Annotated in this window: 26 protein-coding genes and 1 pseudogene; 9 read left to right on the forward strand and 18 right to left on the reverse strand. The window is 59.4% G+C overall.

Annotated elements, in window-relative coordinates; all coding sequences use genetic code 11:
* Positions 1–61: 61 nt before the first annotated feature.
* Positions 62–1,882 (forward strand): translational GTPase TypA, encoded by a 1,821-nt coding sequence (typA, locus tag GTF44_RS11630; protein ID WP_171558984.1) that lies wholly within the window; start codon positions 62–64, stop codon positions 1,880–1,882.
* Positions 1,883–1,946: 64 nt separating this feature from the next.
* Here the strand turns inward: typA and cysE are convergent, their stop codons facing one another.
* The 8 genes and pseudogenes from cysE to GTF44_RS11665 form a co-directional block, all read right to left on the reverse strand.
* Entirely contained in the window at positions 1,947–2,765 is an 819-nt protein-coding gene (cysE, locus tag GTF44_RS11635) for a serine O-acetyltransferase (RefSeq protein ID WP_145208158.1), read from the reverse strand.
* 83 nt (positions 2,766–2,848) lie between these two features.
* A complete protein-coding gene (locus GTF44_RS11640; protein WP_171558981.1) occupies positions 2,849–3,556 on the reverse strand; it encodes a DUF2793 domain-containing protein in 708 nt (235 codons plus the stop codon).
* Positions 3,549–5,159 (reverse strand): phage tail protein, encoded by a 1,611-nt coding sequence (locus GTF44_RS11645; RefSeq protein WP_301270762.1) that lies wholly within the window; start codon positions 5,157–5,159, stop codon positions 3,549–3,551. The genes GTF44_RS11640 and GTF44_RS11645 overlap by 8 nt, the downstream gene beginning before the upstream one ends.
* Positions 5,160–5,255: 96 nt before the next feature.
* A pseudogene (locus tag GTF44_RS22420) lies at positions 5,256–5,939 on the reverse strand (glycoside hydrolase TIM-barrel-like domain-containing protein); the annotation flags it as partial.
* Positions 5,908–6,282, reverse strand: coding sequence for a hypothetical protein (locus GTF44_RS11650; RefSeq protein ID WP_171558671.1), 375 nt, complete (start codon positions 6,280–6,282; stop codon positions 5,908–5,910). The pseudogene GTF44_RS22420 and the gene GTF44_RS11650, both read right to left, overlap by 32 nt.
* A gap of 259 nt (positions 6,283–6,541) precedes the next feature.
* Positions 6,542–7,708 (reverse strand): endolytic transglycosylase MltG, encoded by a 1,167-nt coding sequence (mltG, locus tag GTF44_RS11655; protein WP_171558978.1) that lies wholly within the window; start codon positions 7,706–7,708, stop codon positions 6,542–6,544.
* Between the two features lie 4 nt (positions 7,709–7,712).
* Positions 7,713–8,969 (reverse strand): beta-ketoacyl-ACP synthase II, encoded by a 1,257-nt coding sequence (fabF, locus tag GTF44_RS11660; protein WP_171558975.1) that lies wholly within the window; start codon positions 8,967–8,969, stop codon positions 7,713–7,715.
* Between the two features lie 486 nt (positions 8,970–9,455).
* Positions 9,456–9,689 (reverse strand): acyl carrier protein, encoded by a 234-nt coding sequence (locus GTF44_RS11665; protein ID WP_171558972.1) that lies wholly within the window; start codon positions 9,687–9,689, stop codon positions 9,456–9,458.
* Positions 9,690–10,276: 587 nt separating this feature from the next.
* Here GTF44_RS11665 and GTF44_RS11670 point away from each other — a divergent pair.
* Positions 10,277–10,666 carry a VOC family protein gene (locus GTF44_RS11670; protein WP_145208146.1) on the forward strand — a complete coding sequence of 130 codons (390 nt, stop codon included), beginning with the start codon at positions 10,277–10,279 and terminating at the stop codon, positions 10,664–10,666.
* Positions 10,667–10,829: 163 nt separating this feature from the next.
* On the opposite strand, the gene fabG is transcribed toward GTF44_RS11670, so the two are convergent.
* From fabG to fabD, 3 genes are read right to left on the reverse strand one after another with little or no spacing between them, the layout of a single operon-like run.
* Positions 10,830–11,567, reverse strand: coding sequence for a 3-oxoacyl-[acyl-carrier-protein] reductase (fabG, locus tag GTF44_RS11675; RefSeq protein WP_171558970.1), 738 nt, complete (start codon positions 11,565–11,567; stop codon positions 10,830–10,832).
* A 21-nt stretch (positions 11,568–11,588) separates the two neighbouring features.
* Positions 11,589–12,149 carry a hypothetical protein gene (locus GTF44_RS11680; RefSeq protein ID WP_171558967.1) on the reverse strand — a complete coding sequence of 187 codons (561 nt, stop codon included), beginning with the start codon at positions 12,147–12,149 and terminating at the stop codon, positions 11,589–11,591.
* The gene (gene fabD, locus GTF44_RS11685; RefSeq protein WP_171558964.1) at positions 12,142–13,083 is read right to left on the reverse strand and encodes an ACP S-malonyltransferase; all 942 of its coding nucleotides are present in this window, start codon (positions 13,081–13,083) and stop codon (positions 12,142–12,144) included. Before fabD ends, GTF44_RS11680 begins: the two co-directional genes overlap by 8 nt.
* Before the next feature lie 144 nt (positions 13,084–13,227).
* Here fabD and GTF44_RS11690 point away from each other — a divergent pair, with 144 nt between their 5' ends.
* Positions 13,228–14,451: a cytochrome b/b6 domain-containing protein gene (locus GTF44_RS11690; protein WP_171558961.1), complete on the forward strand. Its 1,224-nt coding sequence runs from the start codon at positions 13,228–13,230 to the stop codon at positions 14,449–14,451.
* Positions 14,452–14,479: 28 nt separating this feature from the next.
* Here GTF44_RS11690 and GTF44_RS11695 read toward each other — a convergent pair whose 3' ends face one another.
* Complete coding sequence (locus GTF44_RS11695; protein ID WP_171558959.1) at positions 14,480–14,842, reverse strand: MmcQ/YjbR family DNA-binding protein; 363 nt, start codon at positions 14,840–14,842, stop codon at positions 14,480–14,482.
* A gap of 104 nt (positions 14,843–14,946) precedes the next feature.
* A complete protein-coding gene (locus tag GTF44_RS11700; protein WP_171558956.1) occupies positions 14,947–15,546 on the reverse strand; it encodes a YceI family protein in 600 nt (199 codons plus the stop codon).
* A 323-nt stretch (positions 15,547–15,869) separates the two neighbouring features.
* Here GTF44_RS11700 and rpsF point away from each other — a divergent pair, with 323 nt between their 5' ends.
* Genes rpsF through rplI form a run of 3 tightly spaced genes read left to right on the forward strand, consistent with a single transcriptional unit; the run spans position 15,870 to position 17,128 of the window.
* Positions 15,870–16,223, forward strand: a complete 354-nt coding sequence (gene rpsF / locus GTF44_RS11705; protein WP_145208134.1) for a 30S ribosomal protein S6 — start codon at positions 15,870–15,872, stop codon at positions 16,221–16,223.
* A 17-nt stretch (positions 16,224–16,240) separates the two neighbouring features.
* The gene (rpsR, locus tag GTF44_RS11710) at positions 16,241–16,468 is read left to right on the forward strand and encodes a 30S ribosomal protein S18 (protein WP_135372649.1); all 228 of its coding nucleotides are present in this window, start codon (positions 16,241–16,243) and stop codon (positions 16,466–16,468) included.
* Between the two features lie 12 nt (positions 16,469–16,480).
* Positions 16,481–17,128: a 50S ribosomal protein L9 gene (rplI, locus tag GTF44_RS11715; protein WP_171558953.1), complete on the forward strand. Its 648-nt coding sequence runs from the start codon at positions 16,481–16,483 to the stop codon at positions 17,126–17,128.
* A 157-nt stretch (positions 17,129–17,285) separates the two neighbouring features.
* Here rplI and GTF44_RS11720 read toward each other — a convergent pair whose 3' ends face one another.
* The 5 genes from GTF44_RS11720 to GTF44_RS11745 all read right to left on the reverse strand — a co-directional run bounded on the left by GTF44_RS11720 (position 17,286) and on the right by GTF44_RS11745 (position 22,978).
* A complete protein-coding gene (locus tag GTF44_RS11720; protein ID WP_145208130.1) occupies positions 17,286–17,747 on the reverse strand; it encodes a hypothetical protein in 462 nt (153 codons plus the stop codon).
* Between the two features lie 98 nt (positions 17,748–17,845).
* The gene (locus GTF44_RS21965) at positions 17,846–19,201 is read right to left on the reverse strand and encodes a hypothetical protein (RefSeq protein ID WP_216364962.1); all 1,356 of its coding nucleotides are present in this window, start codon (positions 19,199–19,201) and stop codon (positions 17,846–17,848) included.
* Between the two features lie 236 nt (positions 19,202–19,437).
* A complete protein-coding gene (locus GTF44_RS11735; RefSeq protein WP_171558951.1) occupies positions 19,438–19,902 on the reverse strand; it encodes a hypothetical protein in 465 nt (154 codons plus the stop codon).
* Between the two features lie 144 nt (positions 19,903–20,046).
* The gene (tig, locus tag GTF44_RS11740) at positions 20,047–21,375 is read right to left on the reverse strand and encodes a trigger factor (protein WP_171558948.1); all 1,329 of its coding nucleotides are present in this window, start codon (positions 21,373–21,375) and stop codon (positions 20,047–20,049) included.
* Between the two features lie 1,156 nt (positions 21,376–22,531).
* Entirely contained in the window at positions 22,532–22,978 is a 447-nt protein-coding gene (locus tag GTF44_RS11745; protein WP_171558945.1) for a hypothetical protein, read from the reverse strand.
* Positions 22,979–23,341: 363 nt separating this feature from the next.
* On the opposite strand from GTF44_RS11745, the gene GTF44_RS11750 reads away from it, so the two are divergent.
* The 3 genes from GTF44_RS11750 (at position 23,342) to GTF44_RS11760 (ending at position 24,881) form a co-directional block, all read left to right on the forward strand.
* Complete coding sequence (locus GTF44_RS11750) at positions 23,342–23,548, forward strand: hypothetical protein (RefSeq protein ID WP_171558941.1); 207 nt, start codon at positions 23,342–23,344, stop codon at positions 23,546–23,548.
* 238 nt (positions 23,549–23,786) lie between these two features.
* A complete protein-coding gene (locus GTF44_RS11755; protein WP_171558939.1) occupies positions 23,787–24,023 on the forward strand; it encodes a helix-turn-helix domain-containing protein in 237 nt (78 codons plus the stop codon).
* 3 nt (positions 24,024–24,026) lie between these two features.
* On the forward strand, positions 24,027–24,881 hold the full coding sequence (locus GTF44_RS11760) for a ParB/RepB/Spo0J family partition protein (RefSeq protein ID WP_367383369.1): 855 nt from the start codon (positions 24,027–24,029) through the stop codon (positions 24,879–24,881).

Genomic DNA, 24,881 nt, shown 5'->3' on the forward strand with positions numbered 1-24,881 from the left:
TTTGCGCCCGCGTCATTGTAACGCCCCTCTCAACTCCTTCTTTGACCCAAGGCCGCCTCTCATGGACCTCCGCAATATCGCGATCATCGCGCATGTCGATCATGGCAAAACAACGCTTGTCGACGAGCTGCTCAAACAATCCGGCGCGTTCCGCGACAACCAAGCCGTGGCCGAACGCGCGATGGATAGCAACGACCTGGAACGCGAACGCGGGATCACGATCCTGGCCAAGGCGACCTCGGTCGAATGGAATGGCACCCGGATCAATATCGTCGACACGCCCGGTCACGCCGATTTCGGCGGCGAGGTGGAACGCATTCTCTCAATGGTGGATGGGGTTGTGCTGCTCGTCGATGCGGCAGAGGGTCCGATGCCGCAGACGAAATTCGTGACCTCCAAGGCGCTGGCGCTTGGCCTCCGCCCGATCGTGGTCTTGAACAAGGTCGACAAACCCGATGCCGAACCGGACCGGGCGCTGGACGAGTGTTTCGACCTCTTCGCCAATCTTGGCGCCGATGACGACCAACTCGATTTCCCGCATCTCTACGCCTCGGGCCGGTCCGGTTGGGCCGATGACAGCCTGGAAGGCCCGCGCAAGGACCTCTCCGCGCTCTTCGATCTGGTGGTGGATCATGTCCCCGCGCCGAAACAGGTCGATCAGGCCGAAGAACCCTTCCGGATGCTGGCCACCACGCTCGGCTCCGACCCGTTCATCGGGCGTATCCTCACCGGTCGCGTTGAAAGCGGCACGTTGAAGACCGGCGAAACCGTCAAAGCGCTCAGCCGCGATGGCGAGAAGGTCGAGCAGTTCCGCGTCACCAAGATTCTCGCCTTCCGCGGCCTGGCGCAGCAGCCGATCGACCTGGCCGAAGCGGGCGATATCGTCAGCCTTGCGGGCATGTCGAAAGCCACGGTGGCCGACACGATCTGCGACCTCTCCGTCACTGACGCGATCCCTGCGCAACCCATCGATCCGCCCACGATCACCGTCACCTTCGGCATCAATGACAGCCCGCTGGCAGGTAAGGACGGCAAAAAGGTCCAATCCCGCGTCATCCGCGAGCGCCTGATGAAAGAGGCGGAATCCAATGTCGCGATCCGTATCACCGACACGCCGGGCGGCGAGGCTTTCGAAGTGGCAGGCCGGGGCGAATTGCAGATGGGCGTGTTGATCGAAAACATGCGCCGCGAGGGGTTCGAGCTCTCAATCTCCCGCCCGCAGGTGCTGTTCCGCGAAGAGGATGGTCAGCGTGTGGAGCCGGTCGAAGAAGTCACCATCGATGTGGATGACGAATATACCGGCGCGGTGATCGAGAAGCTCACCGGCCCGCGCAAGGGCGAGCTTTCCGAGATGAAACCGGCCGGCGCTGGCAAGACCCGCATCGTGGCGCAGGTCCCTTCGCGCGGCCTGATCGGCTATCACGGCGAGTTCCTGACCGATACGCGCGGCACGGGGGTGCTCAACCGCGTGTTCCACGCCTGGGAGCCGTATAAAGGCCCAATTCCGGGTCGGCGCGCGGGGGTTCTGATTTCTATGGAAAACGGGGTGAGCGTCGCCTACGCGCTTTGGAACCTCGAAGAGCGCGGCAAAATGTTCATCGGCGCGCAGGAGGCGATCTACACCGGTATGATCATCGGCGAGCATTCCCGCGACAATGATCTGGAAGTGAACCCGCTCAAAGGCAAGAAACTGACCAATGTGCGCGCCTCAGGGTCGGATGAGGCCGTGCGCCTGACCACGCCGGTCACCATGTCGCTGGAACAAGCCATCGCCTATATCGACGATGACGAGTTGGTCGAAGTCACGCCCAACGCGATCCGCCTTCGCAAACGTTTCCTCGACCCCCATGAGCGCAAACGGCAGGCCCGCGCGGCTGGCTAAACACAAAAAGCGGCACTTATCTAGTGCCTCTTTTCTTTTATCATCAATATATTATGCGGCGCCTTTAATCCGATGGTCCGCCACATGGCAGCAAGTGATCCATCGACATTGACGGCTGATCACACCCGGCCTCGCCGACGATTTTCGCGGGCACGCCAGCAACCGTTTTGCAGGCGGGAACATCTTCCAACACGACCGATCCCGCCGCGACGCGAGAGCAATTGCCCACATGGATGTTGCCCAGCACTTTCGCGCCCGCCCCGATCAGAACACCATCGCCGATCTTCGGATGCCGGTCCTCTTCTTCTTTGCCCGTCCCGCCCAACGTCACCGAATGCAGCATCGAGACATTGTCGCCGACCACCGCGGTCTCACCGATGACGATGGAATGGGCGTGGTCGATCATGATCCCCTGCCCGATCCGCGCCGCCGGGTGGATATCGATCCCGAAGGCTTCGCTCACCCGCATCTGGATGAAATAGGCGAAATCCTTCCGCCCTTCGCGCCATAGCCAATGGCCGATGCGATAGGCTTGGATTGCCTGGAAGCCCTTGAAATAAAGCAAAGGCTGCAAGAACCGATGGCACGCCGGGTCGCGTTCATAAACCGCAACGATGTCCGCGCGCGCCGCGACCCCAAGCATTGGATCGGCGGCAAAGGCCTCATCCGCGATCTCGCGCAAGATCTGTTCCGACATATCGCCGGAGGCCAGTTTTTGCGCCACCCGATAGGCCAGCGCTTTCTCCAATGTTCCGTGATGAAGGACGGTGCCATGCACCAGCCCGCCCAAGAGCGGCTCCGCCTGCACGGCTTCACGCGCCTCGGCAGTAATCCGGGTCCAGACTGGGTCGATCTCCGCGATATGTGACTGACGCTCCGCCATGGCGGTCTCCTTCAAGGCTCTGCCGATCCTTTATACCAGATAGGAAGGCAAGCCCAAGAAAGAAACCGTGATGGGCCCCATCATCAAACCCAATTGGGCAAAGACAGCATCGCGTAATGGGCCGCCAAGCGCACCGTTCCGCCCGTGAAATCCGGCCCATCCGCGCTGATCAGCAACTCGGTCGGCGTCCAATAGACCGTCGGCGTCGACGGGCCAGACACAAAAGAATTCTGCGCCACGCCAAGGCCCGAACCATAACGCTGCGCATCGCATGCGACGCCCAAGCGCCAGGTCGTGGCTCCGCCAAGCGCCTGCGTGACAAGCCCCGTGACGCCAAAGACAATCGACCGTTCTGGAAAAATCACCGGCGTGGTGACGGTCGGCCCAGCGATGATCGGCACATCGATCTCAACCGAGCGCAACGCCATCCCAGCGCCATTCTGCGTCAGCGTCACCGCGCCGTCGCGCCAACTGTCGCCATCATGCATCGCCAACACGCCCTGATCCAAAATCACGGCGCGGAATCCTTGCTGAGGTGAGATGAAATCCCAGCCATTGTTGACATAGATTGCGATCTCACCGACCTGACCGGACCATGCGTCGGTGGCCCCAATCGGCACGCCATAACAATCGCCGTCCTCCGCAAGAACCGGCGGCGTGCTCTGCGTGACAGAGATCAAGCGCAGTTGCACCATCCCGTCCAACCGGCTCAAGGCTTCGTTCACGGTGACATGTTTTTGTGCTTGAGACGGGCTCAACAACGGTAAGTTCAGTTGTGGTGTGTTAGTCATCTATCATGATCCTTGTGAAGGGGCCCGGGCCGAAGCGGCCGGACACTTGCGCGACTTGAATGTCAAAGGGTGGTGTCGTGCCATCGCTGGTGCGTTCGGCGGTGCTGTAGGTCCAATTCGGCGTGCTCACCGTCACCTCCCGCTTCAGCCCGTCAGCGTCCGAGACGCGGATCAGATAGGCCTCGATATCTTCGCCAAGCGGCACCTCCGCACCCTGCCAGCTGTCGCCATCAATCCGGGTTCGCCTGATCCAACTGACCTCTAAGTCGGCGCCACTCCGCCGGGCCCTGACATGCGCCGGGGCATAGGGCCGCAACCCGACCCCATCAAAGGCCAAAACGCGCTCTTGATAGCTCTCGTCGCTCAGCGACCGCTGCGCCGGGCCAACACGGTAGTACCGCTCCAAACCTCGGGCCGAACTGGGCAATTCGATCTGCTCGGGCCGTCCATCCAACAAGACAAAGAAGCTGCCCGCTGGCCAAACATCCGGCATTACGCCATCGGTTCCCGCCTGACCCCGCAACAACATCGAGAGCGCCCATTCGTTCGGAGCCGCCATCTCGGCATTGGCAAACTGGATGATCTCCCACGGGCCGCTGTCTCCAGCACCAATCGCCGCCACATTGCCCCCGTTCAAAACGCCCGGAAGATCCGTCGAAGACAGAGCGCCACTCGATCCAGTCGTGATCCGCACTGGCGTGGCGCGGTCCCAAAGACCTGGCTTGGCGGCAAGAAGGGGGGTCTTCAGCTGTCCAATGACCGATCCAACTTGGATCAGTCGGTTGAGCTTGTACCCACTATTGGTGCTTGACGAATACACCGCCACTTGCCCAGGCCAGGGTCGGGCGGCCACCGCCAGATGCGGGGCATGCGCCACCTCATCGCCCGTCAGAAGTGGCAAATCCATAAACATCGGTTGCACTGGCAAGGGCGGCACGAAGGCCTGCAGTTCCACCGGCGCATCGGTCGCATCCGATGCCTCCGAAAGGCTTGGCTCCACCCGCACGGCTTCAACCCGGCGCGCGCCCACATCTTCCACGCGGTCGATCCGCCAGGTCGATCCATCCTCCAGCGCCACCATGTTGCCAGCGCCCAGCGCGCGCTGCGACGGCGGCAAATCAAACGCCACCGTGTCGCGCGCAACCCGAGCCTCCGACAGCCACCGCTCCGCAATCCCGCGCGCTTCTGCCTGGGTCAACGCCAATGGCAACTCGCTCTGGCTCACGCCGATATCTGCGTCATCCGGGAAGATCGCTTCGGCCACCCGGGATTCAAATGCGCCATCAGCCTCGGTAAACCCAACCCGCACCCGACCAACCGTCTCCGCCTCAGACGCGCGGGTCAAACGCATGCCCGCCGCGCCATCCTCATCGGCGGCGGTATCCCTCTCCGCGATCTCGGCGCCTGGCAGGTCCGGAAGGTGTTGGAACACCAATTTCCCATCCCGCTCCACGGCACCGAACCCATAGGCCAGCATCAAGGGCTGCAACCGCGCCCGGGGCGTCTCCACATCTGACGACACATGACCCCGCACAAATCCAAACAGGCGCGAGACGTCATAGTCGGTCACCCCACTGCTCTCGCAAATCTCGGCCACCACCATCGCAAGTGGCTGCCCGGCAGAGCGTCCGGTTATCCAATGCCCGCGCCCATGGTTCGCCCCATCGCTCCACTGGGCCAGATCATTTGGAAATGCCGGCCAGGGTCGCGCATCCCACGCCCAGACATGCGCCTTGGATACGTCGATCATCGGGCCATCATATTGGTCGGACGTCGGGTTGTTCGCCGGGTTGGTCCAATAGGCCATAGTCGCGCGCAAGTATTGCGCCTGGATCAGATCATCGCGCCGCCCGTTAGAAAAATGGGGCAACGTGCTTTCCGAACTCTTCGGATCCAGGAACTTGTTCGGCTGATTGGTGCCCTTATCGACCGCGCCACAGCCGATTTCATCCACCCAGGCCGCATCAAATTGCGGCCCGCGCAGCGCTTCCGGGTCATGCGCCGAGTAAAGCCGCGCCTCCGCCCCGTTCGGCCAGACCAACATCCGCTCGCCCGACACCCATCGCGGGCGGCGATCAGGTGGAGAGCAGGCCAATATCCCGCTCTCCCCTTTGACCATTACCGCCAAGGCCTGGTCATAGGTCTCGCCGATCAAGGCCACGCGGCGTGCCCGTCCCGGCACTCCCGGCGTTCAACCTTCAACCATCGATCTGACCCATTCGGCCCCGGCGCGGGTCTTCCCCGCGCCACGACCACCCAAGATCACCCAAGTCCGCCAATCTCCCTCCGGCGGCACCTGATGCGGCAAAGCCCAGATATCGAAGATATAGGGTAAGGCCGCCAAGGCCTCATCACTCAGCCCTGCCAGGAACGCCTCCACCACTTCGGGCGGCTCTGAGGCAAGCCAGGCGGAGGTCGATCTCGGCTCGTGCGGCGTCGAGGTCGAGCTGTCCGGTGCCTAACCCGGCTCCATGTTTGTCTCCTGCTGCACGCGCCTTCTCCTCCATTTGAAGAGCGAACAGGAAGGCGGCATTCATCGCCTTCAGGTCTTTCGAGACCGCCTGTTCGCCCGTCGCTGCCTCGGTCCGCAACGCATCCACCGCCGCTTCCAGAGCCTCCAGCGTCACTTCAAAGGCCTTCATCGCCTGCGACACGACCCGTTCCGCCCGCGCCGCCGCCTCCCGCTCCGTTTCCGAAGCCGGTGTTTCGTGAGTAATAGCTGACATGTTTAAAAATCCCCGTGCTTGAAACCCCGCACGAGCAGAAACGAAAAAGCGACCACGGGGATTACCTCCCGGGCCGCTTACCCACTTCTTCCAGCATCTCACAAGTGATGCCAGAGACCGCTCGCATAGTCAATAAGTTTTGTATTTCCAAAGGGTTAACGAGGTGCGTACGCACTCACACTCTGTTAACCTCGCCTTCTCTGCTTCACAAATATCCCGGGGAGCGCGAGGGGCTGGCCCCTCGCCCGGCCTAGAACGCTTACTCTGTCGCCGCCGCGTCCCGTTCCGCCTCAATCTGGCGCCAGCGCGCGACATTTCGGTTATGCTCATCAAGGGTTTCGGCAAAGGCATGCCCACCGGTCCCGTCAGCAACGAAGAAGATGTAATCTGTCGCATCGGGGTTCACCGCCGCCTCAATCGCCGCCCGCCCCGGGTTCGCAATCGGCGTCACGGGCAGCCCATCGATCACATAGGTGTTCCACGGATTATCATCGCGCAGCTCGCTCTGCCGAATGCCGCGGCCCAAGACACCCCGCCCATTCGTCACGCCATAAATCACCGTCGGGTCGGTCTGCAGCCGCATCCCGCGATTCAAACGATTCTCAAAAACCGACGCCACCGCCCCCCGCTCATCGGGCACCGAGGTCTCTTTCTCAATGATCGACGCCAGGATCAGCGCCTCCTGCGCGCTGTCCAGCGGCACGTCATCCGCCCGCCCAGCCCAGGCCGCAGCCAAAATCTCCTGCTGCGTGGCGACCATCTGATCCAGCAACTCCTGCCGATCCGCCCCGCGCGTCACCTCATAGGTGTCCGGCGCCAACGTCCCCTCATCGGGCAGCTCCGGCACCTCGCCGCTCAAAAACTCCGCCTGGTTCAGCCCCTCGACAATCTGCCAACTGGTCAGCCCCTCGGGCACTGAGACACGATAGACCACCCGCGCATCGCTCCCGGTCAGCTCGCGATAGATCTCCGGCACCTCTTCTTCATAAGCGAAGGTTGCGAGTTCCACGATCTCGCCCGTCCCCGGCACCCGCTCGCGCAGCCGGATCTCGCCGGTGCCCTGATTGCGCAACACGAATGTCGCGGTGTAACGGAAGGTCGAGGCCCCGCCAGAGGTCACAATCTCCAGGATATCGACCATCGACGCACCAGCCGGAATCTCGTAATTGCCGAACCGCAACTCGCCTGCCTGGCCCGTATAATCCGCGCCCAGCCGGAAGATCATCGCGCTTGAAATCGCGCCGTCCTCGGCCAATCCCTCCGAAACGGCCCGCAAACTCGCGCCGCGTTCGACTTCGAAGAAAATCGCCTGCTCGAGCGGACCTTCAGTCGTAAACTCCCGCTGCCCCCAGCCAATCGCCCCCGCAAAGGCGATAAACGCCACAATCAGAAAGCTCAGCCCGTTCGCGGCGATGTGTTTCCACATGTGATCAGACTTTCCCCATAATCAGGCAGGCATTGGTCCCGCCAAAGCCGAAGGAATTAGATTGCACGACGTTGATCTCGCCTTCCACCTTGGTGTTGGCGCAGAGGTTGATCGCTGTCTCGGCGGCTGGATTGTCCAGATTGATCGTCGGCGGCGCCACCTGATCGCGCAGCGCCAAGATCGCGAAAATCGCCTCAATCGCGCCTGCCGCACCGAGCAAATGCCCCGTCGCGGACTTCGTCGACGACATCAGCAGATCGCCCGCATGATCCCCCATCAGCCGCTCCACAGCGCCCAACTCGATTGTGTCTGCCATGGTCGAGGTGCCATGGGCGTTCACGTAATCCACGGCAGACGGCTCCAGTCCGGCGCGTTTCAGCGCCGCCCGCATGGCCCGCTCCGCGCCTTCATGATCCGGCGGCGGCGCGGTGATGTGATGCGCGTCGCCCGACAGGCCATAGCCAAGAATCTCGGCGTAAATCGTCGCGCCACGCGCCACTGCGTGCTCATATTCTTCCAGCACGACAACGCCTGCGCCCTCGCCCATCACAAACCCGTCGCTATCGGCATCCCAAGGGCGGCTGGCCTTCTCCGGCTCCTCGCCGCGCTTGGTGCTGAGCGCCTTACAAGCGTTGAACCCGGCCACGCCAATCGCCCCAATCGGGCTTTCCGCGCCGCCTGCGATCATCAGATCAGCATCATCCAGCATGATCAGCCGCGCCGCATCGCCGATGGCGTGGGCACCTGTGGAACAAGCCGTCACCACCGCATGGTTCGGCCCTTTGAAGCCATAGCGAATGCTGACCTGGCCAGAGACCAGATTGATCAACGCACCCGGCACAAAGAAGGGCGACACGCGCCGCGGCCCACGCTCGTTCAACGTGATCGAGGTGTCGGCGATGGAATTCAAACCGCCGATGCCAGAGCCAATCATCACGCCCGTGCGTTCCAGGCTCTCCCGATTTTCCGGCGTCCAACCGGCATCCTTCACCGCCTGATCTGCGGCGGCCATGCCGTAGAGGATAAACTCATCGACCTTGCGCTGCTCTTTTGGCTCCATCCAATCGTCAGGGTTGAAGGTCCCGTCCGTGCCATCGCCGCGCGGCACTTCGCAAGCATAGGTGGTGGCAAATCCGGTGGTGTCGAATTTGGTGATCGAACCCGCGCCCGACTGCCCATCCAAAAGCCGTGACCAGCTTTCTTCCACTCCACATGCCAATGGCGTAACCAGCCCCAGCCCCGTGACAACCACTCGACGCATGATCTGCCCCTCTTTCTTTAGCGCAATCCGCCACCTGATACCGTGTCAGCGGACCCAGGCGCAATCCCTCGCGCGCGACGACCCGTAACCCGGCAAGATGCGACGGATCAGAACACGCCAAACCAAAGCCCCACACCTCCATCCCGTGCTCATAGCGTCAGCGGCTGCCACACTCCTGCGGTTCAGAGATAGTGTTTCAATACAAATACCTACGATACGCTTGGCAAGGACCGCTCCAACACCGTCCGGCATCCTATTCAACGGCTGACGCCCTCCAAGCGGTCTTAATCGCTGTGCGCAACACTTGCTTCTGAAACAGAATGCGCGCCGCGCCTTTGGGCACGGGTCGATTGCCGAGCGCGGCGAAGATATACTCTCAACAGTTAAGATGACACCGCGAAATTCTGACCCCGCACAAATGAAAACAGCGCACCTGGTGGGCGCGCTGTTCACAAAAACTGTTATGCCCCAGAGGGCCGGAACAGATTACTGAGCTTCTTTGATGAATTTCACCGCATCGCCGAAAGTCTGGATCGTTTCCGCCGCATCATCGGGGATCTCGATACCGAACTCTTCTTCAAACGCCATCACCAACTCAACGGTGTCGAGCGAATCTGCGCCCAGATCGTCGATGAACGACGCATTCTCGGTCACTTTACCCTCTTCCACACTCAGGTGCTCGACGACGATTTTCTTCACGCGATCTGCGATGTCGCTCATAATCTTTCCTCATCCGTTACGGGCAGGCACATGCCCCGCCGCATTTCGTTTCGCCATCTGGCGGTTTCTGGCCCGGTTTCCCGGCCCCATCCGTCAGGCGTTCCCGCCCCCCGGCAAATCTGCGCCGCCTATAGCACACTCCGACGCGAAGGCAACTATGCAGGTCTTGGTTTTTCAATCCCCTCCTCGGGCGGTTATCAACCTCTTTCCCCTGCAATACGGCGCTTTAGAAACCCGAGCCGCTCCGCGATACCGCGACCCGCCTCGGGCACCCGCCCCGCTGTCAGATGCCAAACATGGGGTACCGAGGTCCAAATATCCAGAACCGCCTTGAGAGCACTTCACTTTAGGCTGCGCGACCAATGACTGTCGGCACCTGTCCTTGGGCAGAGCGCGGGCGCTCACTTCCGCCTTACAGACAGCGTATTTTAAACTGCTCTGACGCGTTCGGTTATGCCATCAAGAGACGTAGGGAAGCATAATTTTTGGGCGCAAAATCGAGATCACACCGGGTATATCATGGGTTGTGCTCTAGACGATGGGATGTCATGTGTTCCGCATATGTTCTATTTTAAATGAGGCTTAAAATGTCCCTGAATTATGTGATGATCGGGTCCAATGATGTAGCAAAGGCCAGAGCTTACTTTGATGCTGTCTTGCCCCTCATTGGGGGAACTGTGGCCATGGAATTCATGCCCCATGGTTTTTGCTATCGTCTACGGGGCGGCGGGCGGATTTGGGTGACGCCGCCGTTTAACAAGGAAGCGGCAACGCCAGGTAATGGAAATATGGTCGGCCTGCGATGCGAGAATGAGGCCGAAGTGCAAGCGGCCCACGCAGCGGCACTCTCTGCTGGTGGCACCAATGAAGGGGAACCGGGGCCGCGTCCGCAATATGGGCCTGATTTCTACGGAGCCTATGTCCGTGATCTTGATGGCAACAAGATGAGCTTCGTTTACTTTGGCGATGCGGACTGATCGCGGTTGATGGCGTTCGGCACTCTTACATCTTCACCGCATTGCGAGAGTGTGAGAGCGCCGTTTTGTCTCTGCTATCTGAAAGAATGGCGGCTGCAGCTGGCGGCTTTCATGCCCATACCGCGCCAGCAGCAAGCTCAACCGCTGCTGGCGCGATGCAGGATCAGAGCATCGCCATCCCGCCATTCACATGCAGGGTTGTTCCGGTGACATACCCCGCCTCGGGGCTCGCCAGATAAAGCACCGCGGCGGCGATCTCACCCGGTGCGCCCATCCGGCCCGCCGGGATTTGCGCCAGGATCTTGCCCTTCTGATCCTCGGTCAGCTTGTCGGTCATCGCCGTCTCGATGAAACCGGGTGCCACCGCATTCACGGTGATCCCCCGCGACGCAACCTCATAGGCCAGCGATTTCGACATGCCGATCATGCCCGCCTTCGACGCAGCGTAATTCCCCTGCCCCGGGTTGCCAGTCGCACCCACGACGGAGCTGATATTCACGATCCGGCCCCAACGTGCCTTCATCATGCCCCGGAGCACGCCGCGGCAGAGCCGCATCGTCGAAGTCAGGTTGACCTCCAGCACAGAGGCCCATTCTTCATCCGACATCCGCATGAACAGATTGTCCCGCGTGATCCCGGCATTGTTGACCAGAATGTCGACCGAGCCCATCGCCTCGACGGCTTGTTTCGGCAGCGCCTCGACAGCCTCCGCATCGCTCAGGTTGCAGGGCAACACATAGGCGCGTTCCCCAAGGTTTGCCGCAAGCGCCTCTAGCGGCTCGACCCGCGTCCCGCTTAAACCCACCGTCGCGCCGGCCCCATGCAACGCCCGCGCGATATCCGCGCCGATCCCGCCCGAGGCACCCGTTACCAACGCGCATTTGCCTGTCAAATCTGCCATATCTCACTCCTGTCGTGGGCCTCAGCCATCCGTGGCCAGCCCAAAGTCTTCAATCTCAAGGCCTGTCATCACATGACCGCTCGCGGCCCCGTCCAAGCTCCGCCAATAGAACGCGTCGTCGCCCAACATATCGGCCACATAGCGCCGCCGCTCTTCATGGGCCGCGGCCTCCCTGTCCAGCGCGGCACCGCCCCAATCCCGCAGAACGATCTCGGCGCGGTCGCCAATTTGCCGCTCGACACCGCCAAGGATCAGCCAAACAGCATCCCCCTCGATCCGCGCGCCTGGCGTCACTTCCGTCACCAGGCCCAAGCCGCGAATGCGATAGCCGTTCTGGATTAGAGCCGTGATATCGGCCACATCCGCCATATCGCCGAACACAACCGTGGTCAGACCCGGATGCTGCTCCACCAACATCTCAAACCGCTCGGGGCTCGCCCCGGTCATCGGGCCGGACATATAGAGCCGGTTGCCCTCAACGCGGAAAACCGTGGCGCCTGCGGTTGCGAAAATCATCAACCCCGCCGTTGCCACAACCACCGCAGCGATCGCGCCCCCCCAAATCAGAGCGCGTTTAAGCATTGAGGCTCTCCACGGCGGCTTTCACGTCATCGGGCGTGCCGACGGGCCGGATCGCGATATTGCGATCGATCCGCCGCACCATCCCCGACAGCGCTTTGCCCGCGCCGATCTCCCAAGTCTCGGTCACCCCGTTTGCCGCCATCCAAAGCACGCTTTCACGCCAGCGCACCGAGCCGGTCACCTGCGTGACCAGGTTCTCCCGGATTGACGTGTTTGCCCTTTCCGCTTGGGCCACCACATTGCCCACAAGCGGCACGACCGGGTCCGACACCTCCACTTGGCTGAGGGCCTCGGCCATAACCTCCGCCGCTGGTTGCATCAGGCTGCAATGAAAGGGCGCGCTCACCGGCAACATCACCGCCCGTTTCGCGCCGCGCGCCTTGGCCAGCTCCACCGCCCGCTCGACCGCTGCGCGATGACCGGACACAACCACTTGGCTTGGGTCATTGTCATTTGCGGCTTGGCACACCTCCGCTTCGGCCGCATCGGCGGCCACCGCCGTCGCTGCCTCGAAATCCAATCCCAAAAGCGCGGCCATCGCGCCCTCGCCTGCGGGAACCGCCGCCTGCATCGCCTCGCCGCGCCGCCGCAAAAGCCGCGCGGTATCCGCCAAGCTCAGCGATCCTGCCGCGCAGAGCGCCGAGTATTCTCCCAAAGAGTGCCCAGCGACAAAAGCCGCCGCTGTCACCTCGACCCCTTCGGCGTTCAACGCCGCCATTGTCGCCATCGAGGTTGCCATCAAAGCCGGTTGCGCATTCCGGGTGAGCGTCAACTCGTCGATCTCGCCCTCCCAGATCAGCGTACTCAGCTTTTCGCCCAAGGCCTCATCAACCTCGTCAAAAACGGCTTTGGCACCGGGATAAGCTTCGGCCAGATCGCGCCCCATACCGATGGTCTGTGCGCCCTGTCCGGGGAAGATAAAAGCTCGGGTCATCAGACGTTCCTCAATATCTTGTATCTGGCTCAACGGGCTACCCCATGGGCCCACGCTTCGCAATTGCGAACAACCGCTGTGCGTTGCACCGTCTCAGTTAACCGCTATCTCTCAGCCTATGGACGGCGGCAAAGGACGGCAACCATGACGGCCTCAGAGACGACGCATTGGACCAATTCCGAGCGCCAATTCGGTTCGGTCGCCAAGCTTTTCCACTGGCTAACGGCGCTCTTGATACTGACGGCCCTGCCACTTGGTCTGATTGCCAACTGGCTGCCCTATGACACCTCGGAAGAACTGGCCGTGAAAGCCACGCTCTTCTCTTTGCACAAAACCATCGGGGTGACAGCCTTCTTCGTGGCGCTTTTGCGGATCCTTTGGGCCATCGTCCAACCGCGCCCCAGGCTTCTGAATGCCGGACACGGCGTTGAAGCAATATTGGCCGAAGCGACACACTGGGTGCTCTATGTCAGCTTGGTGATCGTGCCGCTCTCGGGTTGGCTCCATCATGCCGCGACAACCGGCTTCGCGCCGATCTGGTGGCCCTTTGGCCAGACCTTGCCTTTCGTGCCGCAATCCGAGTCGGTCGCGAAATTCTTTACCGCCTGGCATTGGCTTTTCACCAAGCTCTTGGCCCTCGCCATTTTTCTCCACATCGCGGGCGCTCTAAAACACCATTATGTGGATCGCGACGCCACGCTCGCGCGGATGTTGCGGGGCCGTCCAGACCTTCCAGCCGATTTGCCGGACTCGCCCGCAACAGAATCGCGCCGCGCCTTCGGCCTGGCCGCGACCATCTGGGCATTGGCGCTCGCCGGTGGCACAGCGCTCGGCCTGCAATCGGATCATGAGGCCACTGGCCCCGCCTTGGCCGAGGTGCAATCGGAGTGGCAGGTCACCGATCGCGCGCTGGAGATCACAGTTCAGCAGCTTGGCAGTGCGGTCACCGGCCAATTTGCCGATTGGACCGCCCAGATCGACTTTAGCGAAACAGCCAGCGATGGCGTACATGGCGCGGTTGAAGTGATCATCGCTATTCCCTCGCTCAGCCTCGGCGGCGTCACCCCACAAGCGCTTGAGGCGGAGTTTTTCAACGCCGAGGCGTTTCCAACCGCGCAATTCGCGGGCCCGATCCTGGCCGCGGAGGACGGTTATGTCGTCGATGGCATGCTCACATTGGTGGGCCAAGAGGTCCCTGCCCGCCTGCCCTTCACGTTGCTAATAGAGGGCGACACGGCCACCGCGACCGGCAGCCTCTCTCTCGACCGCCGTGATTTCGGGATGGGGCCGAGCTACCCGGACGAAGCCAGTGTGGGGTTTGGAGTCGAAGTCGCAGTCTCAGTCACCGCGACCCGCAGCAGCGAGTAACAGGCCGCCGCGCCAAACGCGGCGCGGCTCAGCCGCCGTTCTGCGCATCCCAGGCCTTTAGAAACCGCTTCTGCGCCATTGCCCGCCAAGTCGCGCGCAAATTGGCCTCTGCCCAAACAGGATCAAACTGATCCACCCGCACCAGGATCAACGCATGCGCTTTGTAATGATTGGTGGTGAAAAACCGGTCGGGCTCGGCTTCAAGCAACACGTCCCGCATATCCCGATCCACTTTGAACACCGGCACGTCCTCATGCGGACTCCACCAGACCCAAAGCTTGCCATGTGCCTTCAGACAAGGCTCCCCCCAACTGGTCGCCTCCACAACCTCCGGCAGGTCCAGGCCCAAAGCCAAGGCCTTGATCCCCTCCCAATCGATCCGTTCCGCCATCACCGCCTCCTATCACTCCGCCCAGTTTGCCATGAGCGGGTCCACAAAAAAATGGGCCGCCCTGCCGAAAGGGCGGCCCCAAGGCCCGTGAGTGTCGGCCTCGCTTAACCTTCCATATCTTCGGCACGGATCGATTCGATCGAAATCTGAACCGTCACCTCGTCGCCCACAAAGGGTGTGAACGCGCCCAGACCGAACTCGGTCCGGCTCAGGGTTGTGGTGGCGTCAAATCCGGCCACCAACGCGCCGTTCATCTGCGGCAAAGGGCTTGGCCCGGCGGAGTTCAGCACGGCGTCCAGCACCACTTCGACGGTCTCGCCGCCAATCGTCAGATCGCCGGTGATCAGCGCGGTATCATCGCCAGTCACCTCGATCCCGGTGGAGGCAAAGCTGATCATGTCGCCTTCGGCAGCGGCGAAGAAATCATCGCTCAGCATATGCGCGGTGCGCGCTTCCCAACCGGTGAACATCGAGGTGGTGGGCATCGCGACCGAGACGGACGAGTTTTCCGGCGCGTCGGCGTCAAACATGATCTCGCCTTCAAAGCCCGAGAACATGCCATAGGTGGTCGAAAGACCGAGATGGTTCCAGCTAAACACGATCTGGCTGTGCGAGGCATCAAGCATGTAAAGCTCGGCATCGGCCAAAGCGGGGGTTGCAGACAACGCGGCCAAAACCGCAGCTGAGGAAAGAAGGCGTTTCATGGTTATATGACTCCCTGGCGTATCGAATTCACGTAGGTCTAAAACTCGGGTCTTCCACAGAAATGGCAATTCAAGCTGTCTCAACACTCTGTGTGCGTGGGCGCACGGGCAAAAATCCGCCGAAGAACCAAGAGCGGCGCACCCAAAACCCACCATTGAAACGATGCCCCAAAACGCGGCCAAACCCCTTGCATCATGGCCGAACGCCTGTATAAGACGCCCTTCCTCCGTCGTTGCTTTGCACCGGCGTGGTCTCTCGTGACCGGGGGGCGGAGGATACGCCCCGGTCTTTGAAACACGCTTTGATATGAACTGGAGATAACATGCCGCTCTATGAGCATGTCATGATTGCGCGTCAGGACTTGTCCAACACGCAAGCCGAAGGCCTCATCGAACATTTTGGCACCGTGCTGACCGACAATGGCGGCACCCTCGTGGATCACGAGTATTGGGGTGTCAAAACCATGGCCTACAAGATCAACAAGAACCGCAAAGGCCACTATGCCTATATGCGTTCCGACGCACCGGCCCCCGCCGTGCAGGAAATGGAACGCCTGATGCGTCTGCATGATGACGTGATGCGGGTTCTGACCATCAAGGTCGACGAACATGCCGAACTGCCCTCGGTCCAAATGCAAAAACGTGACGAACGCGGCGACCGCCGTGAGCGCCGCTAAGGGAAGGATCTAGACCAATGGCTGCAAAACCGTTTTTCCGCCGTCGCAAATCCGACCCGTTTGAGGGCGATAACGCGCCGAAGATCGACTACAAAGACACCCGCCTTCTGCAACGCTACATCTCTGAGCGTGGCAAGATCGTCCCGTCGCGGATCACCGCCGTGGGTGCCAAAAACCAGCGCAAACTGGCCCAGGCCATCAAACGCGCCCGGTTCCTGGCCCTCCTGCCCTACGCCGTGAAATAAGGAGACTGACCAATGGACGTTATCCTTCTAGAACGCGTGGCAAAACTCGGTCAGATGGGCGATGTGGTCTCTGTGAAGCAGGGCTATGCGCGCAACTACCTCTTGCCGCAGAAAAAGGCTCTTCGCGCCAATGAAGCGAATCTGAAAGCCTTTGAGGCTCAGAAAGTTCAGCTTGAGACGCAGAACCTGGAAACCAAGGCCGAAGCCGACAAGATGGGCGAAAAGCTCGCTGGTCAGCAGTTTGTCGTGATCCGCTCGGCCTCTGATGCCGGCGCACTTTACGGCTCTGTCACCACCCGCGACGCGGCCGAAGCGGCCACGGCGGATGGTTTCACAATTGACCGTAAACAGGTGGCACTGGCCCGCCCAATCAAAGAGCTGGGCCTGCACACCGTTCATGTGGTCCTACACCCTGAGGTCGAGGTGGACATCACTCTGAACGTGGCCCGCTCGACCGAAGAGGCCGAGTTGCAAGCCTCCGGCAAATCGATCCAGGAATTGGCCGCCGAAGAAGAAGCGGCTGCCGAGTTCGAGATCGCGGAGCTCTTCGACGATATCGGCGCTGCACAGCTCGATGAGTTGGAAGAAGCCCCCGCCGAGAGTGCCGACGAGACCTCGGCAGACGTGGCCACTGAGGAAGACGGCGACGAGACCGCCTGATCCCCATCGGGTCATCACAAATCAAAACCGCGCCTTTTATGGGCGCGGTTTTTTCGTGCCCGACGAAGCGCTGTCCCCAGAAGAGTGCGCCCATGGAAAAAGCAAAACCCGCCATCATGGCGGGTTTTCCAGTTTTGTCAGATGCAGTTGGCCTGGATTAGTTGTTCCAGGTTTCCATCTCAAGCGTGGCGTCGCAATAATCGCCATTATAGGTGCCGACCCAAACGTCGACCCGGCCATTGAGATGCTCGCCGCCACGGATGTTGATCACTGGGTCAAGATTGCCACGGGAATCATCGTCGAAGAACCAGGTGGTGTTGGCCGAGTTGACCAAGAGCACCGTGTCACAGGCGGATGTCACTTCGATCTCCAGACGGTAATTGTCCATCCCGCTCAGATAGAACGAGAAATCGGGGGACGAAATCACACTGCCGGAGTATTGAAAGCCACAGTTGCGAAGCTGGTTCGGTCCACCCGCAACGACGGAATAGCTTTGCGGGCTGTAGAGTTGATCCCCGGTCAGGGTGTAGGTTGCCCCGGTTGTATCAAATGTCGGGCAAGCCAAAGCTGGCACGGCCAGGCCAAACAGCACAAAAACGGCCGCAATTAAGCGTTTCATGTAAGTCTTCCATTCTTGGTTTCAGTGAAAACACCGCCCCAAAGGGCGGCTTTACCGCGGACATGCCCCGCAGCAAAACCGCCGTTCGGAACACCCGTTCAGTTAAACCAAGTTTCCATATTTAGCGTGGCAGGACAAGCACCTCCGCCAAATGTTCCGACCCAAACATCGACTCGGCCGTTGAGCAAATTCGCACCCCGCAGGTCCATCCGGGGGTCCAGATTGCCATTGCTGTCATCATCATAGAACCACTGGCCGTTGGCCGCGTTCACGATCAGCGTCGAGTCGCATTGGCTGTCCACATCGATGGCCAGGCGATATTCCTCCATCCCGCTCAGGAAGAAGGTGTAATGCGGCGCCGCATTGGCATATCCGCCTGCCCCGATATTGCAGTTGCTCACCGGGGTCCCGCCGCCAGCTTGCACCGAATAGGCCTGCGGGCTGTAAAGCTGCTGACCGGTCAAGGTCAGTTGCTGCCCCGACATATTGAAGGTCGGGCAGCCGCCGGCGGGCTGTGGTTGCGGTTGGGGCTGGGGCGCCGAGGCAAAGAAGGTCTCCATATTCAGCGTCGCGTTGCAGTTTTGGCCGGTATAGCTGCCGACCCAGACATCGACCCGGCCATTCAACGCCTGACCGCCGGTCAAGCTCAGGCTCGGGTTCGGATAGCCCGCGCCGTCATCGTTGAAATGCCAAACCGTATCGGCGGTGTTGACCAAAAGCGTGGTGTCACAATCGGCCACCACATCCAGATCAAGCCGGTATTGGTCCATCCCGCTGAGATAGAACGAATATTGCGGCGCTGCGCTGAAATACCCGGCACCTTGGAACTCGCCGCAAGACGACGCGGCCGTGCCACCTTGAGCCTGAACGCCAAAGCGCTGCGGTGTGTAGAGTTGCTGTCCCGTCAGTGTCACCTGCGCACCTTGCAAGTTCCAAGTTGGGCAAGAGGCCGGGAGCGGCGTGGGTGCCGGGGCCGGGGCTGGTGCTTGGTTGAAGAAAGTCTCCAAAGTCACTGTTGCACTGCAGGAACCGCCACCAAAGGTACCGACCCAAACATCGACGCGCCCGTTGGTCTGCGCCGCATTGGTCAGTTCGATCCGCGGATCAAGATTTCCGTTGCTGTCATCATCGAACAGCCATTGCGCGTTGGCGGTATTCACCAAAAGCGCTGCATCGCATTGGCTGTCTACATCAATGACCAACCGGTAGGGGTCCATACCACTCAAATCAAAGGAATAATCCGGTGCCGAGCGGAAATACCCGGAGCCCAAACCGCCCAAACCGCAATTGGAGAGCGCGTTTGACCCGCCAGCCTGCACGCCGAAGGTGGTGGGGGTATAAAGCGTGTCGCCTGTGTAGCTAAACGCGCCGCTGGCGAGTTGATAATTCGGACAGGCCATCGCGGCCACGCCCATCGAAAAAAATAGAAAAATACTGGCGAGGAATAATCTCATATCAATTCCCTCCCGTTTGCCGTGTCTACATCAAACATCCGGCCCAGGGCGCGCAGACCCCCGATCGGGATGAAGGTCAAATGCCCGGTCGCCATGCCGCAGCCATATGCAATGAGGTCAATAAACATCAAACCGGGCACGAGGTCGGACCGCCCGAACTGGGCGTGCGTCGAGGATAGGCAGGTTCCCGCCAAAGGCATAGAAAAAACCTAAGGCGAGATCCGTTTTTTCGAGGATTAGCGCCAGGTCTCCACGCGGAGCCGCGCATCGCACAAGGATCGATCATATGTTCCGACCCAAACATCGACGCGCCCGTTGCCAGGGCGGCTCAAACGGATATACGCATTCAACCCGCTGCCGCTATCGTCATCGAAAATCCAGTTGCCGCGGGCATCGCGCACCAACAAGACGGTGTCGCAATTCGCCTCGGACACATCGATCGCCAGATCGTAGCCCGACATGCCATTCAACTGGAACGAGAAATCAGGTTGGGCAATGACGAACCCGCGCATCGTCGTCGGCGCCAATCGGCACCGCTCAAGATTGACATCTCCCCCTGCCGTCACGTTGTGGGTTCGCGGCTGCCAGAGAAAGTCACCGGTATAGCTGAAACTTTGCACCGCCTGTTGCGGTTGCGGACAGGCAATCGCCGTACCGACGAGACCAAAAGAAAGAAGCAGAACAGACAAGAACAGACGCATGGAACCCTCGCAGATTATTTTGGTAATGATCCTGTCGAAAAGTAATTTCGTTTGCAACTTTCCCGTCTTAAATTTATGAAAACCCCAACAAAAAAGGCCGCTCAAACAGGCGGCCTTGATTGATTTTGAGAACGGGAGCGTCGCTTAAGCTTCGTCTTCCAACGCATCGACGGCCTTTTGCAGGTCATCTTTCGAGACGTCTTTCTCTGCGACATCGGCCATCTCGAACACGAAATCGACAACCTTGTCTTCAAACAGCGGTGCGCGCAGCTGTTGCTGCGCTTGCTGGTTTTGTTGGATGAACTCAAAGAACTCCCGTTCCTGGCCCGGATATTGCCGCGCCTGATTCATGATCGCTTGGGTCATTTCGGAATCGGACACCTGCACATCGTTCTTCTGCCCCAGCTCGGCCAGAAGCAGGCCCAAGCGCACCCGGCGCTCGGCAAGTTTCTTATGCTCATCGGTGGTTTCGATCTCACCATGGTCATGGCCCTGCACGTCAGGGTTTTCCTCATGCCACAGCTGATGCGCGATCTGACCGGCTTCCGCATCGACCAGCGACGGCGGCAGATCAAACGCAACCTGCGCATCCAACTGATCCAAGAGCTGCCGTTTCAGCACTTGCCGGGCCGCGCCCGCGTATTCGGCTTTCATCCGCTCTTCGATCTGACCTTTCAGGGCGGCCAGATCCTCGGCGCCATATTGCTTGGCCAGATCATCATTGACCTCGGCAGGCACCGGCTTTTTGACCTCTTTGATCTTGCATTCAAACACGGCGGCTTTGCCCGCCAGATGCTCGGCCTGGTACTCCTCGGGGAAGGACACCTCGACGTCTTTCTCTTCACCGGCTTTGGTGCCGATCAACTGCTCTTCAAAGCCCGGGATGAAGGAGTTTGAGCCCAGGACAAGCGGATAGTCTTCGGCCGCGCCGCCATCGAACGCCTCACCATCCACCTTGCCGAGGAAATCGATGACAACCTGATCGCCATCGGCAGCCTTGCCCTTCTTGGTCGCGAAGTTCTGTGCGCTCTCGGCAATCTTGCCAAGCGCCTCTTCCACATCCGCCTCACCTGGGGCCACAACCAGCCGCTCAAGCGTCAGCTTCTTGTAATCCACATCCGGAATCTCGGGCAGCGCTTCGTAAGACATCGCAACGACGATATCGTCGCCCTCTTTCCAGTCCTCATTGACCATCTTGATCTCGGGCTGCATCGCCGGGCGATCGCCGCTTTCCTCAAGCTGGCTCTGCACAGCGCCATCGACGGTTTCCTGCATCGCCTCGCCCATCAGACGCTGACCAAACTGTTTCTTCAGCAGCGGCATCGGCACTTTGCCTTTGCGGAAGCCCTTCATCTCGACCTCGGGCTGTGCCTCGGCCAGTTTTTCATCCACCTTCGCGTCCAGCTCAGCACCCGTGATGGTGATCTCATAGGCGCGTTTCAGTCCGTCGTTCAGCGTCTCGGTGACGTTCATAGGGGTCCTCACATAGGTGACATGGGCACCGGCGGTGGCACCCTCAAAGAATTTGCGCCTTACTAGTGGTGGCAACGGGGGCATTCAACCCCGAAAACAAGGGCGAAGACAGCGTGAGTATGACAGTTCGAGCCGAGAGCAATCGGACCTTGTCAGCCTCCGCAGAACACCAAGGAGGCAGAGAAGAACGCTCAAGCATGACTTACTTGTCAGCCTTCAAAGATGACTCGGACGCCGCCCGAGACGCGTTCAGCTTGATCCACAGGTTCGACCAAAGCAGGGAGCACGCGCACATCCTCGAAAGCCATAGTGACTCGCTGTTAGTTGACACAGATTATTACAGTACCCCGAACTATCCCGTCTGAACCCGGACAACCCCGAATACTCATTGAAAATAAAAGGAAAATTAACAAGCACGGCCTGTGTCACGAGCGTGAAAGCTTGTCATGCAGTGCAGGCGGAAATCGCGGCGATTGACTGTCGTGACGCTCAGTGCCGATCCTTGTATCGTCCCTCTTAAACCAAGTTTAAACGCTTATTTACAAGGGTTCCATGAGGCGGTGAGCGGCTAGCTTGCGGCTCTGGCGATTTTCCGAACATGCACGTTGGCGTGCAAGTTTGTTTCCATCCGTGCAAGTTAGGCCAAACCCCTATCTTTTAAAGAAAAAGATAGGGTTTGATCGGCGTAGGAGTTTCGGGCAACTTGCACGATTTTCACTTTAACCTTGCTGGCGACCTAGCCATTCCAACACGTCAACTAGCTCATCATCTGAGAGTTGAGACAGTGTGGACGTGCCGAAATGCAGCTCACAGTAATCAACGAATAACGTCTGGTTTCCCAAGCTAGCACACTTAGCGTAAATCCACCGTCTTGTGCAGTGGCGTTGCACGTCTGTGAGTGGAGCCTCCAGCTTTCGAACCCCTGGATTTGGCACAGCACCCCAAGGCACTCCTGGGGGTTCATGGGGCACATCACCACGGTCGTATTTGTAAGTTATATTGAAGATATCGCCCCCAGCTATGAAGTAGCTGCTGCCAGATTCAGGTTTGCTTTCTTCGTCTGTCGAGGCATCGCGAACAGCCTCCGAAATCTTCTTTAGAAGTTCTTGCTCCCTTTCGCGGGAATCCTTCATTTGCTGCTGCCCTGAGTTTGAAGTTACACCGCCTTGATTAAACGAATAATCTTTTCCTCAGCACCATCTTCAACATCACCGAGCAACTCATATGCAAGGAGAATAACTTCTGCCTTCTTTGCAGGTTTCATCTTTCGCCTGCTTTGCGACAGGCCCTCTTCAACAGCCGAGATGGCTGCAGCCAAACGTTCGGCGTCCGAAAAAACTGAGGCTCTTTTTTTGGCGTCTTCTATAGCCTCACGAGAGATCGGTGGACCGATGTAGAGTTCCAGACCGAAGTACTCAGATAGTGCTTGAAGCTTATCGATGCTCGGAAGCCTACCTGCGCGAATATCTCTAATTAGTCCATCATGCCCAACCACATCGAGAGATGCCTGGCGCGCAGACACGCCTTTTGATTCGAGCGCCTCTTCAATGACAGCGCGGAGCCAGTCACTGGCGTCCTCTTTGTGTCGTTTAGCAAGCGCCATTTCTAAGTGATCTGCAAAACGTCTCCGATTCGCAAGATAAAAATATCTTACGTACTAAGGTGATTTATATCTTGATTGTGTGAGGATATTTCTGTCTTATGCGGGCATGATGAATGATATCCAACGCACCCTTATCCAACTCTGCGATCTTTACGCGAAGCATAAAGGCATTTCTCACTGGAGAGTTTCTTATCTCGCACGGGGTGACGGGATGTTCTTTCGTCGTCTCAAGGAAGACGGCGCTGGATGCACGTTAAAGACGGCGCACAAGGTCGCTCAGTGGTTTTCTGATCATTGGCCAGATCAAGAAATTGAATGGCCGTCAGGCATTGAGCGACCCGACCCAAGAAAGGTGGCGGCGGAATGATCGGCACACCCGTCAAGCTTGTCGAAATGGCTCGTGAGGCCACGCTTGGCATGACCGATGAGGAGAAGGTCGCTTTTGCCATTGAGGTCTGTCACGGCATCACCGATCCCGCCAACGGTTCAGCGTTGACAATTGCGTCAAACAGGATTGGCCAGCATGCCCACATGCTCTGCCGTGCTGCTCATGAAAAGGAGCGCGGATGATGAAGTATCATGGAGATGCCAAATCCCCAACGCTACTCACAAAGATCCCGCCCAAGGTTGGTCACGCACCCAAAGGCGGGAACGGCTCCAGCCTGCGTTTGCCTGTAGCGCGGTGCTGGGGCCAACTCAAACGTGCGGTACGCTGGCTGGATGATAGTTGGGTTGGTGATCTGATCGGGGCCGTCAGCCTATTTGGCATCTGCTATCTGCTCCTGCTGTTTGGCTGGGCACTGTCCTGATGCATCACGCCCGCCTGCATACCTCCCCGCGCCTGCGCCGCGCCTTGAAGGTTCTTCAAGAGGCCCGGGGCGAGATCACAACCTACGAGTTGTCAAGGGCGGCAGACATTTGCGCAGTCAATTCGGTCATTGCTGAGCTGCGCGAAAACGGAGCCGAGATCACCTGCCGACAGGCGATCAGGGATGGTCAACGGCTGTTTTACTACCGGCTCAAGAAAAGCCCAAAAGGATGCTAAAGCGTGACGAAAATCTCTGAACCCAAGATCCAGCGACTACCCCTTTCTGACATTGAGGTAGATGCCGAGAACCGGCTGCGGCCTGTGTCGGACGCGGGCGTACAAAGCCTGATCGCCTCGATCGAAGAGTTGGGTGTGATCAAGGACGCGATCCATGTGCGCAAGAAACGGCGCGCTTCCGGTAAAACACTTGTTTTGATGGCGGGTGGACACCGCCTTGAAGCAGCCAGGCGACTAGGCTGGGAGACCATTCCGGCGCGTGTTTGGGCTGATGTCACTGATGACTTTGCCCGCCTGATGGAGATTGACGACAACCTTTCCGGTGCAGATCTGAGTAACCTCGAACTCAGCGTATTCCTTGCTGAGCGCAAGCGCGTCTATGAACGAATGTATCCAGAAACGAAGGCTGGTGTTGCAGGGGGAAAAGCGCGCCAGAAATCAGCAACGGAAATAATTTCCTTTGCTGAAAGTGTAGCTGAAAAGCGTGAGTTGAGCGCACGCCACATCCGCAACTTCATCCAGATTGGCAACGCGCTCAGCCCACGTGAGGTTGCTGAGCTTGCGGCTGCCAAGGAACCTTTGAAGCTCAAAGATCTGATGGCGCTTGCAAAAATTGGAGAGCCGATCGTTCGCGCGGACATCGTCGGTCGCCTCTCGAGCGGTGAGGTCAAATCGGTCGCTGACGCACTGGGCAAACTGCAGCCCGGAAATTCGAACGCGAAGGATCTTGATGCTGTCGCCTTCCAGAAGCTCGCGGTTGCTTGGGAACGCACGCCCATGAAAATGAAGCGCCGCTTTGTCGCCGATCAAAGTGTCGAGTTGCTGAGCCTCCTCAAAGACCTGGATGGAGGACTGTAA

The organism is Roseobacter sp. HKCCD6576-2 (assembly GCF_013179285.1).
GTDB lineage: Bacteria > Pseudomonadota > Alphaproteobacteria > Rhodobacterales > Rhodobacteraceae > Rhodophyticola > Rhodophyticola oceani.

Coding starts and splice junctions, on each gene's coding strand:
- typA (WP_171558984.1), top strand. CDS start 62: ATGGACCTCCGCAATATCGCGATCATCGCGCATGTCGATCATGGCAAA.
- cysE (WP_145208158.1), bottom strand. CDS start 2,765: ATGGCGGAGCGTCAGTCACATATCGCGGAGATCGACCCAGTCTGGACC.
- GTF44_RS11640 (WP_171558981.1), bottom strand. CDS start 3,556: ATGACTAACACACCACAACTGAACTTACCGTTGTTGAGCCCGTCTCAA.
- GTF44_RS11645 (WP_301270762.1), bottom strand. CDS start 5,159: ATGGTGGTGGCCGAGATTTGCGAGAGCAGTGGGGTGACCGACTATGAC.
- GTF44_RS11650 (WP_171558671.1), bottom strand. CDS start 6,282: ATGTCAGCTATTACTCACGAAACACCGGCTTCGGAAACGGAGCGGGAG.
- mltG (WP_171558978.1), bottom strand. CDS start 7,708: ATGTGGAAACACATCGCCGCGAACGGGCTGAGCTTTCTGATTGTGGCG.
- fabF (WP_171558975.1), bottom strand. CDS start 8,969: ATGCGTCGAGTGGTTGTCACGGGGCTGGGGCTGGTTACGCCATTGGCA.
- GTF44_RS11665 (WP_171558972.1), bottom strand. CDS start 9,689: ATGAGCGACATCGCAGATCGCGTGAAGAAAATCGTCGTCGAGCACCTG.
- GTF44_RS11670 (WP_145208146.1), top strand. CDS start 10,277: ATGTCCCTGAATTATGTGATGATCGGGTCCAATGATGTAGCAAAGGCC.
- fabG (WP_171558970.1), bottom strand. CDS start 11,567: ATGGCAGATTTGACAGGCAAATGCGCGTTGGTAACGGGTGCCTCGGGC.
- GTF44_RS11680 (WP_171558967.1), bottom strand. CDS start 12,149: ATGCTTAAACGCGCTCTGATTTGGGGGGGCGCGATCGCTGCGGTGGTT.
- fabD (WP_171558964.1), bottom strand. CDS start 13,083: ATGACCCGAGCTTTTATCTTCCCCGGACAGGGCGCACAGACCATCGGT.
- GTF44_RS11690 (WP_171558961.1), top strand. CDS start 13,228: ATGACGGCCTCAGAGACGACGCATTGGACCAATTCCGAGCGCCAATTC.
- GTF44_RS11695 (WP_171558959.1), bottom strand. CDS start 14,842: ATGGCGGAACGGATCGATTGGGAGGGGATCAAGGCCTTGGCTTTGGGC.
- GTF44_RS11700 (WP_171558956.1), bottom strand. CDS start 15,546: ATGAAACGCCTTCTTTCCTCAGCTGCGGTTTTGGCCGCGTTGTCTGCA.
- rpsF (WP_145208134.1), top strand. CDS start 15,870: ATGCCGCTCTATGAGCATGTCATGATTGCGCGTCAGGACTTGTCCAAC.
- rpsR (WP_135372649.1), top strand. CDS start 16,241: ATGGCTGCAAAACCGTTTTTCCGCCGTCGCAAATCCGACCCGTTTGAG.
- rplI (WP_171558953.1), top strand. CDS start 16,481: ATGGACGTTATCCTTCTAGAACGCGTGGCAAAACTCGGTCAGATGGGC.
- GTF44_RS11720 (WP_145208130.1), bottom strand. CDS start 17,747: ATGAAACGCTTAATTGCGGCCGTTTTTGTGCTGTTTGGCCTGGCCGTG.
- GTF44_RS21965 (WP_216364962.1), bottom strand. CDS start 19,201: ATGAGATTATTCCTCGCCAGTATTTTTCTATTTTTTTCGATGGGCGTG.
- GTF44_RS11735 (WP_171558951.1), bottom strand. CDS start 19,902: ATGCGTCTGTTCTTGTCTGTTCTGCTTCTTTCTTTTGGTCTCGTCGGT.
- tig (WP_171558948.1), bottom strand. CDS start 21,375: ATGAACGTCACCGAGACGCTGAACGACGGACTGAAACGCGCCTATGAG.
- GTF44_RS11745 (WP_171558945.1), bottom strand. CDS start 22,978: ATGGCGCTTGCTAAACGACACAAAGAGGACGCCAGTGACTGGCTCCGC.
- GTF44_RS11750 (WP_171558941.1), top strand. CDS start 23,342: ATGATCGGCACACCCGTCAAGCTTGTCGAAATGGCTCGTGAGGCCACG.
- GTF44_RS11755 (WP_171558939.1), top strand. CDS start 23,787: ATGCATCACGCCCGCCTGCATACCTCCCCGCGCCTGCGCCGCGCCTTG.